This is a genomic window from Phocaeicola intestinalis, assembly GCF_014837065.1.
In the GTDB taxonomy this organism is placed as follows: domain Bacteria; phylum Bacteroidota; class Bacteroidia; order Bacteroidales; family Bacteroidaceae; genus Phocaeicola; species Phocaeicola intestinalis.
The window spans coordinates 22272-38023 of the sequence record NZ_JACSPP010000007.1; the positions used below are offsets into that span (position 1 = coordinate 22272).

Sequence of the window (15752 nt, forward strand, 5' to 3'; positions counted from 1 at the left end):
ATTTTTAAGTTTTTGAAATTTTTCTTCTTTTCGCTACCATACACTTGTTGCATAGCCCGTATATATATAAGGAGTAGTGAGAGGCATGAAAACCTTTCAGTTTGGTATCTACGATGGCTTGTTTCAAGGTTTCATCTTCGAACTCGGAAACCTTGCCGCACGAAGTGCAGATCATGTGATGGTGAGTCTCGTTGTTGTACGAACGTTCATACTGCGATGTATTGCCGAACTGGTGCTTGATGACCAGTCCTGCATCAATCAGTAAGATAATCGTATTGTATAGCGTGGCACGGCTGACACGGAAACGTTCTTTTTCTGCCATATATGAATATAGCATCTCGATGTCGAAATGTCCTTTGATGGTATAAATCGTGTCGAGAATGGCATATCGTTCGGGTGTCTTGCGATGCCCGTTCTTCTGCAAATAATCAGTCAGAATCTGTTTTACCTTTTCTTTTATATTTTCTTCCATCCGCTCAGTCTCTTTCTGGGTCAAAGGTAATCTTTTTTACGTAATTTAGAAAGGCTACAAAGAAAAATTTCTATAAGAAACTGTCTTGAATTTATCATGTGCTGATTTGGGATGAGTTTTTAAGGCATTTCCGCTTCTGTAACTGGCGTTTTCTTTACCGGCTTTAACTTCTGCAAGTCCCGTATCATTCTTCTTTGTTTTTCTGTAGAGTGAACACGAATTCCAGTCCTCCACTCGGATTGTTCTTGGCGAAAATGGTTCCTCCGTGGAAGAGTACGGCGTTTTTTACGATGGCAAGTCCCAGTCCAGTGCCTCCAAGCTTGCGCGAGCGTCCCTTGTCTATCCGGTAGAAACGTTCGAAGATGCGGTTCAGGTGTTCTTCGGGTACGCCTACTCCTGTATCGGAAAAGCTGAAATAGTAGTATTTTTCGTCTTCGCGGAAACAGTTGATGCGGATGGTCACACCGGTTCCTGCGTATGCAATGGCGTTGTCCATCAGGTTACGGAAGATGGAATAGAGGAGCGAACTGTTTCCGTTGATGATAAGTCCGTAGGGCACTTTGTTGATGACCGTGATGTGTTTTTCTTCCAATGCCAGTGCCAGCTCGTTCAGCATATTCTTCAGCATCAGGCTCAGGTTTACCTGTTCGCGTTCTACCAGGTTCGGGGCTTCATCCATGCGTGTCAGCACCGAGATGTCGCGTAGCAGAACGGTAAGCCGGTTGCTTTGCGCATAGCTTCGTTCGAGGAATGCCTGCATTGTTGCCGGAGGCAGGTTGGGGGTGTTTAGTATTGTTTCCAGGTATCCCTGTATGCTGCTGACTGGTGTCTTCAGTTCATGGGCGATGTTTTGGGTGAGTTGCCGCTTCAGGCGTGCCTGTTGTTCTTCCTGTGAGATGTCGTTGATGGATATTTCGAATGAGTGATCTTGGAAAATGATGCATTCTACCGAAAAAGAACGTCCGTTCTTGTCCACATGAAGCGATAGTTTTTTCTCTTCTTTGCTGAAGTTTCCGTCGTTGCGGTTCAAAAAGTCGGTAATGGGATGCAGTTCGGCAATGTTGAACACTTCTTCGGTCGAGGTCAGGTTGTGGTCGGAGATCGTGTTGGCATATTGGGTAAAAAGGTTGTTTACCAGTATTTCTTTTCGCTCGCGGGTGAAGACTCCCAATCCTTCATGTGAGGTTTGCAGGTGCGATATCAGTTTCTCGCGTTCGATATACAGAGCCTCTTTGGCACGGTGCAGGCGCTGGTATATCTTGATGATGTGTTGGGAGATTTCGCCCAGTTCGTTTTTGGGGAACGATTCAGAAATGTCGATCGGTTCGTTGCGGTCGGCACGTAGGGCGAATTGTTGCAGTCGGGTGATGGACATCCCCAACTTTCGTGTGTAGCGGTAGAACAGGATGACCAGCATCAGGCTGATGGTCAGTGTAAACCATACGAATTCCGAGTCGGCTTTGAGGTGCTTGCTTAGGCTTACGTTGTAGGGCAGTGCTGAGCGGATGATGAGTTGTTGTGAAGGATAATAGTGTGCCGAATAGAAATATTCTTGCCCTTCGATGCTGGCAGAGATGCGGTTGATGTCATAGCCGCTTCCATACATCAGTGCGTCTTGCACCTCTTTACGGGTACGGTGGTTCTCAAACTTGCTTACATCGGGTTGGATGTTGTCGTATATCACTTTACCTTGGGTGGTAATGATGGTTACACGGATATCGGGAATGATATGGGTAACAACGTATTGTTGCAATGAATCGGTATCGAGGGACTTGCACGAGGTGATGAAGTCATACATCCGGTTATTGTAATTCTGTAATTGCATGTTCAGCAAATCGCTCTTGTATGCTTTTTCACGCTGGTATTGAAAAACGAGGAAGCACGTCGCGAAGATGACGAACAGCAGGATGACCGACAGGAAAAGCCGTTTACTGAACGGTAACAGACGGTATATCAGTTTAGTCATAAGCTTTTTTTTTAGGTACTAGTTGACTAGGTACTAGGTAGCTAGGCTCTAGATACATCGGCAGAATTGTTTAAACCTAGTACCTGATTCCTAGTATCTGAAAATAATTTATTCGCATTCGAAGCAATAGCCGTATCCCAGACGGGTAACGATATGTTTGCCGTATTCGCCGATTTTCTTGCGCAGGCGGGTGATGTTAACGTCTATCGTGCGGTCGAGCACGTACACCTCATCGTTCCACACCTTCGAGAGGATGTCCTCGCGAGAGAACACACGTCCTGAGTTTTGGAGCAGCAGCAGTAGGATTTCGAACTCTTTCTTGGTGAGTGAAACTTCTTCGCCGTTGATTGTCACCTTTTTCTGTGGCACATTGATGACCAGTCCCTTGTATTGCAGTTCTTCACTGTCTTTCAGCTGGAGGTTGGCGGTGCGGCGCAATACGGCTTTCACGCGCATGATGACTTCGCGTAGCGAGAATGGCTTCGAGATATAGTCGTCAGCACCTAGGTTGAAGCCCGTGATGGTATCGTTTTCCGTGTCTTTGGCGGTAATGAAAATGATGGGGATGTTGGCAGTGTCTTTGTCTGCCTTCAGCATGCGCGCCATCTTGAATCCGGAAATTTCGCCCATCATCACGTCTAGCAGCAACAGGTTGTATTGCGTAAGGTCCAGTTTCAGGGCCTCTTCTGCCGAGTTGGCAGTATCGACTTTGTAACCCTCCATTTCGAGGTTGAACTTCAGGATTTCGCACAAATCGTCTTCATCGTCTACTACAAGGATTCGGTATTCGTTCATGGTTCTGTTTTTTTAGTTAATAATTAATAGTTAATAATTAATAGGGTATAATGGCGATATTTGCCTTTATTAACTATTAATTGTTAATTATTAATTAATAGAAAATCTGTGTAATCTGTGGTGAAAAATTCACTTGCAAAGATGAGGCTTTCTTGTTTCGGTATTGTGAAATAGGTATTACAATCCGGTTACAAAGTAGGGCGGGTAAACTCTCCGGCAATGGGACGGCTCAGCTCGTTACGCACCTGTTGCGGGGTAAGCCCGTGCCCTAACAGGAACATCAGTTTGGTGAGCACGCTTTCTACAGTCGAGTCGTATCCGCTGATGACGCCCGCGTCCAGCAGGTGCAGGCCGGTTTCGTAGCGTGCCATTTCCACCATGCCTGTAGGGCATTGCGAGATGTTGACGATAATGATGCCGCGCTCCGTAGCTTCTTTCAGCAGGCGGATGAACCAGGGCTTTTGCGGGGCATTGCCCGAGCCGTAGGTCTTCAGCACCACAGCCTTCAGTCCCGGGGTGCGTAAGACACCTTGTACGATGTTTTCCTGTATGCCGGGGAAGATGGTGAGGATGATGACATTGGTGTCGAACACGAAGTGGGGGTGCATCGGCACATCGGGATGCGCTTTGCGGATGCGGTCGTATTCATACTTGATGTGGATGCCTGCCGTAGCGAGCGGGGGATAGTTGTACGAGCGGAAAGCGTTGAAGTTTTCGGCGTTGATTTTCGTCGTGCGGTTTCCGCGCAGCAGCAGGTTTTCGAAGAAGATGCACACTTCGGGCACCACTGCCGTACCGTCGGGATGCTTTGCTGCGGCAATCTCGATAGAGGTTATCAGGTTTTCTTTTCCGTCGGTGCGCAGCACGCCGATGGGCAGCTGGCTTCCTGTCAGGATGACCGGTTTGCTCAGGTTTTCCAGCATGAAGCTCAGTGCCGATGCCGTATATGCCATGGTGTCCGTGCCGTGCAGGATGACGAATCCGTCGAAATTATCGTAATTGTATTGGATAATCTTGACCAGTTTTGCCCACAGTGCCGGTTCCATGTCCGATGAGTCGATGGGTGGGGTGAACTGGTACGAAGATATCCGGTAGTTGAACCGCCGCAGTTCGGGCACGTTTTCCTGAAGCTGGTCGAAGTTAAAGGCTTCCAAAGCCCCTGTTTCGGGGTTTTCTATCATACCGATGGTTCCGCCGGTATATATAAGGAGTACGGATGGATAGTCGGGCTTAATCATAATTCGTGTCTGTTTTGTGCATGCAAAGGTACGAAATAGCGTGTGAAATCCGAAATGTTTTCTATGGTAAATAACAAAATGTTTGCCTTTGAGTGAGGAATTGAAAGCCCAGATGGGTATTATTGTGGCTAATTGATAGCTTATATCTCAGTCAGCTAAATTTGTAAATCAGTGTAGACAAGAAATGAATTTGTAATTCCGGATAAAATCATAGCAAGGCGCATCCGGTTGCGGAAGCCTGCGGATAGAGGTGCGTCGGCAACGCATATAGGTCCATCCGCTGTAAGATTATTAATCTTCAGGCTGCAAGATTATTAATCTTACAAGCGGAAGATTATTAATCTTACACCAGACGAGGTTATCTGTACTGAGAGAAGAAGAAAAGACCAACAGCCTTTTAAGTCATCTGAATATGATAAAGTGCAGTTCCTGAAAATTATCTTTTTGGGTCTGTGACAGATAAAAACAAAATCCCCATAACTTGAGAGTTACAGGGGTTTTCTTATAATAAAGTAACTTATATTACTTATTCAGAGCCAAAGCCACATTCACAGCGCAAGCTACTGTACATCCTACCATCGGGTTGTTACCGATACCGAGGAAGCTCATCATTTCTACGTGTGCGGGAACTGATGAAGAACCTGCGAAGTGAGCGTCTGAGTGCATACGGCCTATGGTGTCGGTCATACCGTAAGAAGCGGCGACACAACATCCCTGTAAGTCTTTGCAATCAGTAGCAATGTGTAAACTCCTTGTTAGTAAATGAAAGAACGAATTATCCAAAAGGGCTGCATCATGGGCAAATGCCTGTGTGTTACCCTTTAGATGAGAGTACTCCTAAATGGAGTTAAGACCGTAATCTAATCTGCGTGTCAATGAAGTATAAATCTCCGTCTATGCCATAAAGCACATTATTGGGAACTGCATCAAACACTTCATAATCCGAATTGTGGTATTCGTCGTAATAGTCCATTTCAAAACCTAATGCTTGCATATGGGTAGCTATTTCATCTTCCGTAGCTTCCCGCTCAGCCAAGATGTAAGGTTGTATAAGAACTGCACAAAACTCTTGTTGGCTGTTGTAAGCGAAGCCTATCATCTGATAAGGAACATTGCTAAAGAACTTGTTGTGTGCTGCAATGCGGATGAAGAAGTTTTCTAAATCATCTCCTGCGTATTCAAAGTTATTGAGTTTTACAACAATATCGTCATTGTCCCCTGTATAAACTTCGTTTTCTCCTCCTTTGCTAAGGAACTCCACTTTTAAATCAGAGAGAGAAATCCATAATCCGTTGGCATTGGCAAACTTTATGAGTTCTTCTGTTTCTCCTCTCTTATAGCTCTCTGTTGGTTCAAGCGTTCTTGCTGCTTTCTTTTGGCTTCTAACGATATGGGCTGCTTGCTCCAAGAGATTATTGATTGGCGGGTGCGTTCTATCCATTCTTTGTGAAATTCGTTGATATATTCCATAAATCTTCTGCCTTATGAGTTTAAGACAAAGGTAATCATTCTTCTTTTAATCACCAATGTTTTAATTGCAGCATTTTTGCGAATGGGATTATATATGGGAGTTTTTCTTAAAATTGTAGTAGCTATATAAAAAAGAAAAAGAGGCCATCTCTAGTTTTTTGAGACAGCCTCTTATCTATGTATAGTAACTTATATTACTTATTCAGAGCCAAAGCCACATTCACAGCGCAAGCTACGGTACATCCTACCATCGGGTTGTTACCGATACCGAGGAATCCCATCATTTCTACGTGTGCGGGAACTGATGAAGAACCTGCGAACTGAGCGTCTGAGTGCATACGGCCCATCGTGTCGGTCATACCGTAAGAAGCAGGACCTGCAGCCATGTTGTCCGGGTGAAGTGTACGGCCTGTACCGCCACCTGATGCTACTGAGAAGTAAGGCTTGCCGGCAAGTACACGTTCTTTCTTATATGTACCTGCTACCGGATGCTGGAAGCGGGTCGGGTTAGTAGAGTTACCTGTAATAGATACGTCTACGTTTTCGTGCCACATGATAGCTACACCTTCACGAACATCGTCGGCACCGTAGCATTTTACTTTCGCACGCGGACCGTCTGAATACGGAGTCTCGTTTACGATGTTCAGTTTACCGGTGAAGTAATCGAACTTCGTCTGAACGTATGTGAAGCCGTTGATACGAGAGATAATCATAGCGGCGTCTTTACCCAAACCGTTCAGGATGCAGCGCAACGGGTTCTTGCGGACTTTGTTTGCCATTTCGGCAATCTTGATAGCACCTTCGGCTGCGGCGAATGATTCGTGGCCTGCCAGGAAAGCAAAGCACTGTGTTTCTTCGCGGAGCAGACGGGCTGCCAGGTTTCCGTGACCCAGACCTACCTTACGGTCGTCTGCTACAGAGCCCGGAATACAGAATGCCTGCAAGCCGATACCGATAGCTTCGGCTGCGTCAGCAGCGTTCTTGCAGCCTTTCTTCAGTGCGATGGCGCAACCTACCACATAAGCCCACTTTGCATTTTCGAAACAGATACCTTGTGTTTCCTGACAAGTCAGATAGGGGTCGAGGCCTGCTTCGTCACAGATCTTGTTAGCTTCTTCAATGTCTTTGATGCCGTTTTCGTTCAATGCAGCCAGAATCTGCTTCATACGACGGTCTTGACTTTCAAACTGTACTGGTCTAATCATAATCTGTGTCCTCCTATTATTCTTTACGTGGGTCAATATATTTAACTGCGCCTTGTTCGGGTTTGAAGCGGCCGTAAGTTCCGGTAACAGCTTTCAACGCTTCGTTAGCGTCAACACCCTTCTTCACTTGTTCCATGAACTTGCCCATGTGAACGTATTCATAACCGATAACCTGGTTGTCTTTGTCAAGAGCCATACGGGTGATATAACCTTCGGTCAGTTCCAGATAACGGGTGCCTTTGGCTTTTGTACCATACAATGTACCAGTCTGGCTGCGGAGACCTTTGCCCAGGTCTTCCAGTCCTGCGCCGATTACCAAGCCGCCTTCTGAGAAAGCCGACTGAGTACGGCCGTAAACAATCTGCAGGAACAGTTCACGCATAGCCGTATTGATAGCGTCGCAAACCAAGTCGGTGTTCAATGCTTCCAGGATGGTCTTGCCCGGAAGGATTTCAGATGCCATGGCAGCAGAGTGAGTCATGCCCGAGCAACCGATGGTTTCTACCAGACATTCTTCGATGACGCCTTCTTTTACGTTCAGGGTCAGCTTGCAGGTTCCTTGCTGCGGAGCGCACCAGCCGATACCGTGGGTCAGTCCTGAAATGTCTTTGATTTCTTTTGCCTGAATCCATTTCCCTTCTTCAGGAATGGGAGCCGGACCGTGATTGGGTCCTTTTGCGACACAACACATGTGTTCAACTTCGTGTGAATAAGTCATATTCGTTACGTTTTATTGAGTAATAAAAAATTAGTAGTCAAACGCGGTGTTCGGGAGGAGTTTCTTCTCCGAATCCGCACGCAAAGTTAGTCGTTTTCTTGATTTGTGCAACGTATCGGGACGAACTTTTTGTTGCTTTTTAATGATATTTTTTATGGGAAGTGCCGTTTTGTAATGTCAACTTGGCAAAATCTTTTTCGTATGTGAGGGGAAAGCTGTATCTTTGCCTCGTGATTCGATTCACCACAGAGGCACACAGGGGTCTTTTAATTTACGATTGGGCAATTTACTATTTACTATTTAATGCCAATCAGGAGTTAAAAGGGAGTTAGATGCCAATACCTTATTGCGCCGGTTTCAGAAGCAAGGCTATGGACCTTTAACTCCTGAACGAAGTGATAACTCCTGTGTAACTCTTGATTCGCATATTTTTAATCGTATTTCGTTAATCGGGAAATAGTAGATTATGTATTCCTCCGTGCACCTCTTTGTACGTTGTGGTGAATTTAAAATGTATAGAAGATATGGAAGAAAAGAAGATTACAGTAAGCGATGAAGCGTTGCGCCAGGCGGCGGGCGAAGGGATGGACGAGTTTTTGCAAGTGTTTACCGACCGCTATCTGGAAGTGACGGGCGGGCAAATCGATGCCGGCACGATGCCTTTGCTCAACGGATGGCAGCATACGCTTTTGGGATACCGCCTGTTTTGCGAAGAAGTGGGCGAGGGCGGTTTTGTACAACTTATCCAGAACGGATACGGTCCTTACATCTTTCTCAACCCTTTTGCGAAGGCGATGCGCCTGATGGGGGCGAAGGAGTTCTCGAAGCTGGTATACGCGGCGCGGAAGATTTACGAGGAAAACCGCGAGGACCTGGAGCGCGAGTGTACCGAAGATGAGTTTATGGCGATGTACGAGCGTTACGAAGTGTTCGATGACCTGGAAGAGCGGTTTGCAGAAATGGAGGAGGAGGTGACCGGGCAGGTGGCGCGGTATGTAGACGAGCACTTAGAGCAGTTTGCCGAAATAGTGAAGGATGAAGAGTGAAGCATGAAGCATTGGCTATGTGCTTTCGTGGGGCGTTGCATATAGGTGCAAGTGCCGGTGCACGTACTTTCATCGGGCGATGAAGATAGGTGTATGGAGCAGTGAAGATGATTGGTTGAAAAATATACGTTAAAAAACGTAAACCGATGCAGTATTTTCAGCATCTTTGCATTCTAGCTAAAAAGTTTATCAAATTAATTGCAAAATCAAATAAAAAAGGAAGAACATGAAAAAGTTTAAATTGAGCGTGCTGGCTATGGCATTGACAACAATGTTGGGATTTACTTCTTGCTTGGATAATGGAGATTCGGATTATGGAGGTGTCGGCTATGGTGCTGAAATTGTGCGGAACAGTAGTTATTTGGGTACCCATTCATTTGTCAACCAATATGGTGCCGTATACGAACCGCTGAATGCATCGCAAGTGACAACCTGGCCTTCTACAGAATTTTCTTATATTATGTATTCTTATGAAGCCGAGGAAGTGACTGATACAACCGATAATAGAATAAATGTGACATTGATGACATTGGCTGCGGTTAATGACGGATCTGTGCTTGCACGCCGTCCGACGGATACGGATGCCAATGCACCGGTAAATTACTTTGCTACAGGAGATGGAAATGCGGTGGCTTTTTATCAATTGAACGATATGATTCTTTCTATCAACTTCTTCCGTCGGAATGTAGACAATGATGAGGTATTGGAGGAAATAGACAAGCATCAGTTCAGTTTGTATTATAATGCGGAAGAAGATTTTACAAGTTCCTCAATGACATTCTATTTACGTCATAATGTAACGGATCTGCAAGATGATGATAACTTCAATGTGACAGTATCCAATTTGTACCATTTTAATATGGCTTCGGCATTTGCCCAATATCAGCAGATGTTCGGTAAAGAACCGACACGAATCGTTATTTCATACGAGCAAAATTCTTCAAATGGAAGCTATGAGGATAATATGGTGGCGGATCGTACTTATGAGTTCAATTATGAAGATATGGTGAAAAATTATAAGACGTGGCTGGAACGCTAATCTTATTCAGAGGCGGACAATGCTTGTGTAATTTATTCTAAGTGCCAAACTTTAAAAGCCGGGCAATATTTGTCCGGCTTTTATTTTGAAAAGTGCAGGGTTTTCTGCATCTTTGTAGGCGCTAACCCGAATTTGAATTTGTAAAGGAATAGTATATGAAACACATGAAATATGGACTGCTTGTTGCAGGATTGAGTCTTATGTTGGGGGTTACTTCATGCTTGGATGGTGGAGATAACAGTACAACGGTGTCGTATTATGAAATAGTAAAGAAAGATGCTTTAACAGGTACTTATACCAGCCAGATGGGGTATAAGGTTGCTCCGTTAAATCCGCAGGATTTGGAAGACCTGCCTTGGGCTTCCGATTATATTCAGCTGTATTATTCGTACGATTACGGACAGGACATGTCGGGTGGAGAGATTGATGCGAATGTTTATGGCTATTCGCTGATAAGGGAGGGGCAGTGGCTTCCTCAGTCTCCGGCTGAAGGCGATGCCAATGCGCCGATATCCGATGTGGTATTGGATTCTGGCAATAAGCCATACGACTTTTTTTATAAACAGGACGATATCTTCCTTCCGATAGAGCTTTTTGTGCGTAAAGAAGTGGACACAAATGATTTGGAGCAACGCGAAGCGGAGATGGCACAACACGAGTTTGCCTTGTATTATGATGCCGACAAGGATTTTTCGGAAAGCGGCATGACTCTTTATCTGCGTCATAAGATGCTGAATGTGGAAGAGGATGATGAGTTTACCCAGCTTTCGGGAGGATGGTGGCATTTCAATATTATCGATGCCATGGCACGTTATCAGGAAAAGTACAGCAAGCGTCCGGACAAGATAACGATTTCATTCGAACAGAATACGAAAGACGTAAGTTATGCCGATAATCTGGTTTTGGAAGGAAAGGCAGAGCTTGACTATCAGAAGATTGTCGAATTTAATGAAGCATTATCGGGAAGCAAGGGGATATCCAAGTTGCTTCGCGGCAAGAGATGAATTTTTTCATCCCAAAGTGCAAAGAAATAAAAATAAAGCCGGGCATTTGGGTGCCCGGCTTTATTTTTAGCACTTTTTTTGTACATTTGCATCCTAAGAAGAGAGAAGTGACTATGTATAAAGGATTATTTCATCAAATCGTCTCCCTGCTTTCGGCACCGGGAGAGGCTTGGGACAAGATAATGGAGCGTGGAGGTGCACGCGACATCCAGTCGGGATTTGTTTATCCGCTTATCGGGCTGTGCGGGTTGTCGGAGTTTATCGGTACGTTCATCGGGAGAGATTTTTCCTCGCTGATGTTCCAGTTGGCACTTACGCGGTGTTGTGCCGTAGCGGTGGCGTTGTTCGGCGGTTTCTTTCTGTCTGCCTATCTGCTCAACAAGCTGGGCATGGGCTGGCTGAAACGGGGTGACGCATACGGAAAGATGCTGGTGTTCGTGGGCTATTCGATGGTGGTCACGTTCGTGCTCGACATCATCAGCGGGCTGGTGTCCATCGACTTGCTCCACTGGATATTGCAAATCTATACCCTCGTGGTGGTGTTCGAGGGAGTGCGTCGCTGGCTGGAAGTACCCGAACGGCAGCAGATGGCATTTACCATTGTGGCCACACTTGTTATACTGATTTGTCCGGCATTGATAGAATATCTGTTTAATCAATTATCTGTAATTTTGAACTGATGAAAACAAACGCAAGCAACATAAATATCAAAAACAAACGTGCCTCGTTCGATTACGAGTTTATCGACACTTATACGGCAGGCATCGTGCTGACGGGTACCGAAATCAAGTCTATCCGTCAGGGCAAGGCGAGCCTGGTCGATACGTTCTGTTTCTTTTCGCGCGGCGAGTTGTGGGTGAAGAACATGCACATCGCCGAATACTTTTACGGTTCGTACAACAATCATGCGGCACGGCGCGACCGCAAGCTCCTGCTTACGAAGAAAGAGCTTCGTAAGCTGGAACGCACTTCGGCAGAGCCGGGATTCACTATCGTGCCTACCCGTATGTATATCAACGAGAAGGGGCTGGCAAAGGTGGTCATCGCCCTTGCCAAAGGAAAGAAGCAATACGACAAGCGCCAGAGCCTGAAGGAGAAAGAAGACAAGCGGATGATGGACCGGATGTTTAAACGATAATTTTAGGGACTAGTTGACTAGGTACTAGGAACTAGATTTTGAATAGTTTCGCTAATTGTATTTATAACCTAGTCACCTAGTCCCTAGTCAACTAGTTCCTAAGAAAAGAAGCAATGAAAACAATACAAGAACAGATAAACGAACGTATCTTGGTGCTGGACGGGGCGATGGGAACCATGATTCAGCAATACGGACTGACAGAAGAGGATTTCCGTGGAGAACGGTTCCGCGAGGTGCCCGGCATGTTGAAAGGGTGCAACGATGTGTTGTGCCTGACCCGTCCGGATGTGATAGCAGATATCCACCGTAAATACTTGGAGGCAGGTGCCGATATTATCGAGACCAATACCTTCAATGCCACCCGTGTGTCGATGGCAGATTATCATTTGGAAGGGTATTGTGCGGAAATCAACCGTGAGGCGGCACGTCTGGCACGCCGGCTTGCCGATGAATATACGGCAAAGAATCCGGAGAAGCCGCGTTGGGTGGCAGGGTCGGTAGGCCCTACCAACAAGACCTGCTCGATGAGTCCTGATGTGAACAATCCTGCTTACCGTGCCCTGACCTTCGACGGGCTTGCCGGGGCTTATCTGGAACAGATGACGGCATTGCTGGAAGGTGGGGTAGACACGATTCTGATAGAAACCATTTTTGATACCTTGAATGCGAAGGCGGCTATCTGTGCCGCAGAACAGGCGATGGAGCGATGCGGACGCAAGGTGCCTCTGATGCTTTCGGTCACGGTCTCGGATACGGGCGGACGTACCCTTTCGGGACAAACGCTTGACGCATTCCTGGCTTCGGTGCAGCATGCCGATATCTTCTCTATTGGGTTGAACTGTTCGTTCGGTGCCAGACAATTGAAGCCATTCCTGGAGCAACTTGCCCGCCGCGCGCCTTATTATATCAGTGCATATCCCAATGCCGGGCTTCCCAATACGCTGGGACAATACGACCAGACTCCCGAAGAAATGGAGGGGGAAGTAAAAGAGTACATCGATGAGGGCTTGGTGAACATCATCGGTGGATGTTGCGGAACGACCGAAGCCTATATCCGGCGGTTTGCTTCGCTGGTGGAAGGCAGAAAACCGCATCAACGGGTGGATGCTTCGAAGTATTTATGGCTTTCGGGCTTGGAGTTGCTGGAAGTTACGCCCGAAATCAATTTCGTCAACGTAGGCGAGCGGTGTAACGTGGCAGGCTCGCGCAAGTTCCTTCGGCTGATTAATGAAAAAAAATACGAGGAAGCTTTGTCCATCGCCCGCAAGCAGGTGGAGGACGGAGCGTTGGTGATTGACATCAATATGGACGACGGTTTGCTGGATGCCGCTCAGGAGATGACCACCTTCCTGAACCTCATCGCATCGGAACCCGATATCGCGCGCGTACCTATTATGATAGACTCGTCCAAGTGGGATGTGATACTTGCCGGGCTGAAATGCGTGCAGGGCAAAGGCATTGTCAATTCCATTTCATTAAAAGAAGGCGAAGATGCCTTTATCGGACATGCCCGTACGGTCAAGCAATATGGCGCGGCGGTTATTGTCATGGCTTTTGATGAGAAAGGGCAGGCGGATACCTACGAGCGGAAGATAGAAGTGTGTAGCCGTGCGTACCGGATTTTGACGGAGCAAGTAGGCTTCCGGCCGCAAGACATCATCTTCGACCCCAACGTGCTGGCGGTAGCTACGGGGATGGAAGAACATAATAATTATGCCGTCGACTTTATCCGTGCAACCGGATGGATCCGGAAGAACCTGCCGGGAGCACATGTCAGCGGGGGAGTGAGCAACCTGTCTTTTGCCTTCCGTGGGAATAATTACATCCGCGAGGCGATGCATGCCGTATTCTTGTATCATGCGATAGCACAAGGCATGGATATGGGTATCGTCAATCCGGCATCGTCGGTGCTTTATACCGATATTCCTGCCGATATTTTGGAACGTATCGAAGACGTGGTGCTGAACCGCCGTGCCGATGCTGCCGAGCGGTTGATAGAGGTGGCGGAAAAGCTGAAGGCGGAGAAAGAGAATGCCGGAAATGCACAGGCGGCAGATGCTCATTTGGCATGGAGAAACCATGCGGATGTGGATGTGCGCCTGCAATATGCGTTGGTGAAAGGCATCGGCGATTATCTGGAAGAAGACTTACAAGAGGCTTTAGGAAGCTATCCCGATGCGGTAAGCATCATCGAAGGACCGCTGATGAAGGGCATGAACCAGGTAGGGGAACTGTTCGGTTCGGGCAAGATGTTTTTGCCTCAGGTGGTAAAGACGGCACGCACGATGAAGAAGGCGGTGTCCATCTTGCAGCCTTACATCGAAGTGCAGAAGAAAGAAGGGGCGAAGAAGGCAGGAAAGGTGTTGGTAGCTACGGTAAAGGGAGATGTGCACGACATCGGGAAGAATATCGTGTCGGTCGTGATGGCGTGCAACAATTACGAAATCATTGACCTGGGTGTGATGGTTCCCGCCGAGAAGATTGTAGAAACGGCGATACGTGAGAAAGTCGACATCGTAGGATTAAGCGGATTGATAACCCCTTCGTTGGAGGAAATGGTGCATGTGGTGCGCGAGCTCGACCGTGCCGGCGTGCATATTCCGGTGATGATTGGAGGGGCTACGACTTCAAAACTTCATACGGCACTGAAGATAGCTCCGGTCTATCACGGACCGGTAATTTATATGAAAGATGCATCGCTGAATGCTCCCGTTGCCGCCCGCTTGCTGAATCCGGCAACGCATGATGCTTTTGTAAAAGAATTGGCAGACGAATATGAGGCACTGCGTGAAGGCAACAAAGAGAAGCAGGTAAAGTTTGCATCGCTGGAAGAAGCCCGGAAAAACAAGCTGGAGCTTTTTTGAATGAAGAATTAGGAATGAAGAATGAAAAATGCCATTCGGCTGAAAACGATTCTTCATTCTTCATTCAAAAAGTTTTTCCGCTTGCGCCAATGTTTCCGGTTTTCCGATATCTATTAGGTGAAGATTTTGTGCTATGTATCCACCGATGCGTGCTTCTTTGCAGGTTTGAAGATAGAAGTCGGTAATGGAAAATTTCCCGGTCCAATGTCCGTCCATATACCGGAAAAGGGAAGGTGAGATAACGTGGATGCCGCTGAAGGCATACGCTTCGTGTTGTTCGGGATGATAGGCAAAACCGTTGGGCTTGGTTTGCAGGGTCTGTTTGTTTATCCAGCCGCAAAGGCGGGCATTGTCTTTATCGAACAACAAGTAGCGTGAGGTTTCCCGTTGGCTGACCAATAAGGTTGCATCGTTTGTGCTTTGCCGGTGATAATCGTATAAGGCTTTCAGGTCGGTGTCTGACAATATATCCACATTATGCACCAAAAAAGGCTCATTGCCGCTAAAGAAAGGAATGGCTTTCTTGATGCCTCCGCCTGTATCCAGCAATTCTTCTCTTTCATCGCTGATACGAACCGTAATGCCGAAGTTCTGGTGGGCTTGCAGGAAGCTGATGATTTGTTCGCCAAAGTGGTGGATATTGATGACGATTTCAGTAAATCCGGCTTGCTTTAGCTTTAGGATGACATGTTGCAGCATGGGGATTCCGTTTACAGGGACCAATGCTTTGGGTATCCGGTCGGTCAAGGGCTTGAGCCGGGTTCCCAGACCGGCGGCAAATATCATGGCTTTCATGG

General features: G+C 46.8%; 14 protein-coding genes and 1 pseudogene. 6 read left to right on the forward strand and 9 right to left on the reverse strand.

Annotation, left to right across the window (positions count from 1 at the left end):
* Positions 1–4 precede the first annotated feature (4 nt).
* From H9625_RS03785 to H9625_RS03820, 8 genes and pseudogenes are all read right to left on the reverse strand, one after another.
* Positions 5–472: a Fur family transcriptional regulator gene (locus H9625_RS03785; RefSeq protein WP_087208271.1), complete on the reverse strand. Its 468-nt coding sequence runs from the start codon at positions 470–472 to the stop codon at positions 5–7.
* Positions 473–656: 184 nt separating this feature from the next.
* Positions 657–2438, reverse strand: coding sequence for a sensor histidine kinase (locus H9625_RS03790; RefSeq protein WP_087398259.1), 1782 nt, complete (start codon positions 2436–2438; stop codon positions 657–659).
* Positions 2439–2546: 108 nt separating this feature from the next.
* On the reverse strand, positions 2547–3233 hold the full coding sequence (locus H9625_RS03795) for a response regulator transcription factor (protein WP_022038766.1): 687 nt from the start codon (positions 3231–3233) through the stop codon (positions 2547–2549).
* A gap of 188 nt (positions 3234–3421) precedes the next feature.
* Positions 3422–4471, reverse strand: coding sequence for an asparaginase (locus tag H9625_RS03800; protein ID WP_013618852.1), 1050 nt, complete (start codon positions 4469–4471; stop codon positions 3422–3424).
* Between the two features lie 522 nt (positions 4472–4993).
* Positions 4994–5170: pseudogene (locus H9625_RS03805) on the reverse strand (GGGtGRT protein); the annotation flags it as partial.
* 148 nt (positions 5171–5318) lie between these two features.
* A complete protein-coding gene (locus H9625_RS03810; protein ID WP_191763040.1) occupies positions 5319–5912 on the reverse strand; it encodes a putative polyvalent protein kinase domain-containing protein in 594 nt (197 codons plus the stop codon).
* A 223-nt stretch (positions 5913–6135) separates the two neighbouring features.
* On the reverse strand, positions 6136–7146 hold the full coding sequence (locus H9625_RS03815) for a GGGtGRT protein (protein WP_087208238.1): 1011 nt from the start codon (positions 7144–7146) through the stop codon (positions 6136–6138).
* A gap of 16 nt (positions 7147–7162) precedes the next feature.
* A complete protein-coding gene (locus H9625_RS03820) occupies positions 7163–7864 on the reverse strand; it encodes an iron-sulfur cluster assembly scaffold protein (RefSeq protein WP_022038790.1) in 702 nt (233 codons plus the stop codon).
* Positions 7865–8388: 524 nt separating this feature from the next.
* Between H9625_RS03820 and H9625_RS03825 the strand changes: the two genes are divergently transcribed.
* From H9625_RS03825 to metH, 6 genes are all read left to right on the forward strand, one after another.
* Complete coding sequence (locus H9625_RS03825; RefSeq protein ID WP_022038789.1) at positions 8389–8910, forward strand: DMP19 family protein; 522 nt, start codon at positions 8389–8391, stop codon at positions 8908–8910.
* Between the two features lie 226 nt (positions 8911–9136).
* Positions 9137–9949: a hypothetical protein gene (locus H9625_RS03830; protein ID WP_087208243.1), complete on the forward strand. Its 813-nt coding sequence runs from the start codon at positions 9137–9139 to the stop codon at positions 9947–9949.
* A 155-nt stretch (positions 9950–10104) separates the two neighbouring features.
* Complete coding sequence (locus H9625_RS03835) at positions 10105–10953, forward strand: hypothetical protein (RefSeq protein WP_191763042.1); 849 nt, start codon at positions 10105–10107, stop codon at positions 10951–10953.
* A gap of 113 nt (positions 10954–11066) precedes the next feature.
* Positions 11067–11633, forward strand: a complete 567-nt coding sequence (locus H9625_RS03840; RefSeq protein WP_087249611.1) for a Yip1 family protein — start codon at positions 11067–11069, stop codon at positions 11631–11633.
* Positions 11633–12091 (forward strand): SsrA-binding protein, encoded by a 459-nt coding sequence (smpB, locus tag H9625_RS03845; protein ID WP_013616098.1) that lies wholly within the window; start codon positions 11633–11635, stop codon positions 12089–12091. Before H9625_RS03840 ends, smpB begins: the two co-directional genes overlap by 1 nt.
* 113 nt (positions 12092–12204) lie before the next feature.
* A complete protein-coding gene (metH, locus tag H9625_RS03850; protein ID WP_191763044.1) occupies positions 12205–14955 on the forward strand; it encodes a methionine synthase in 2751 nt (916 codons plus the stop codon).
* A 60-nt stretch (positions 14956–15015) separates the two neighbouring features.
* On the opposite strand, the gene H9625_RS03855 is transcribed toward metH, so the two are convergent.
* Positions 15016–15750: a nucleotidyltransferase family protein gene (locus H9625_RS03855; RefSeq protein WP_087249599.1), complete on the reverse strand. Its 735-nt coding sequence runs from the start codon at positions 15748–15750 to the stop codon at positions 15016–15018.
* Positions 15751–15752: the final 2 nt, after the last annotated feature.

Coding starts and splice junctions, on each gene's coding strand:
- H9625_RS03795 (WP_022038766.1), bottom strand. CDS start 3,233: ATGAACGAATACCGAATCCTTGTAGTAGACGATGAAGACGATTTGTGC.
- H9625_RS03820 (WP_022038790.1), bottom strand. CDS start 7,864: ATGACTTATTCACACGAAGTTGAACACATGTGTTGTGTCGCAAAAGGA.
- H9625_RS03785 (WP_087208271.1), bottom strand. CDS start 472: ATGGAAGAAAATATAAAAGAAAAGGTAAAACAGATTCTGACTGATTAT.
- H9625_RS03800 (WP_013618852.1), bottom strand. CDS start 4,471: ATGATTAAGCCCGACTATCCATCCGTACTCCTTATATATACCGGCGGA.
- H9625_RS03815 (WP_087208238.1), bottom strand. CDS start 7,146: ATGATTAGACCAGTACAGTTTGAAAGTCAAGACCGTCGTATGAAGCAG.
- smpB (WP_013616098.1), top strand. CDS start 11,633: ATGAAAACAAACGCAAGCAACATAAATATCAAAAACAAACGTGCCTCG.
- metH (WP_191763044.1), top strand. CDS start 12,205: ATGAAAACAATACAAGAACAGATAAACGAACGTATCTTGGTGCTGGAC.
- H9625_RS03810 (WP_191763040.1), bottom strand. CDS start 5,912: ATGGATAGAACGCACCCGCCAATCAATAATCTCTTGGAGCAAGCAGCC.
- H9625_RS03830 (WP_087208243.1), top strand. CDS start 9,137: ATGAAAAAGTTTAAATTGAGCGTGCTGGCTATGGCATTGACAACAATG.
- H9625_RS03855 (WP_087249599.1), bottom strand. CDS start 15,750: ATGAAAGCCATGATATTTGCCGCCGGTCTGGGAACCCGGCTCAAGCCC.
- H9625_RS03840 (WP_087249611.1), top strand. CDS start 11,067: ATGTATAAAGGATTATTTCATCAAATCGTCTCCCTGCTTTCGGCACCG.
- H9625_RS03790 (WP_087398259.1), bottom strand. CDS start 2,438: ATGACTAAACTGATATACCGTCTGTTACCGTTCAGTAAACGGCTTTTC.
- H9625_RS03835 (WP_191763042.1), top strand. CDS start 10,105: ATGAAACACATGAAATATGGACTGCTTGTTGCAGGATTGAGTCTTATG.
- H9625_RS03825 (WP_022038789.1), top strand. CDS start 8,389: ATGGAAGAAAAGAAGATTACAGTAAGCGATGAAGCGTTGCGCCAGGCG.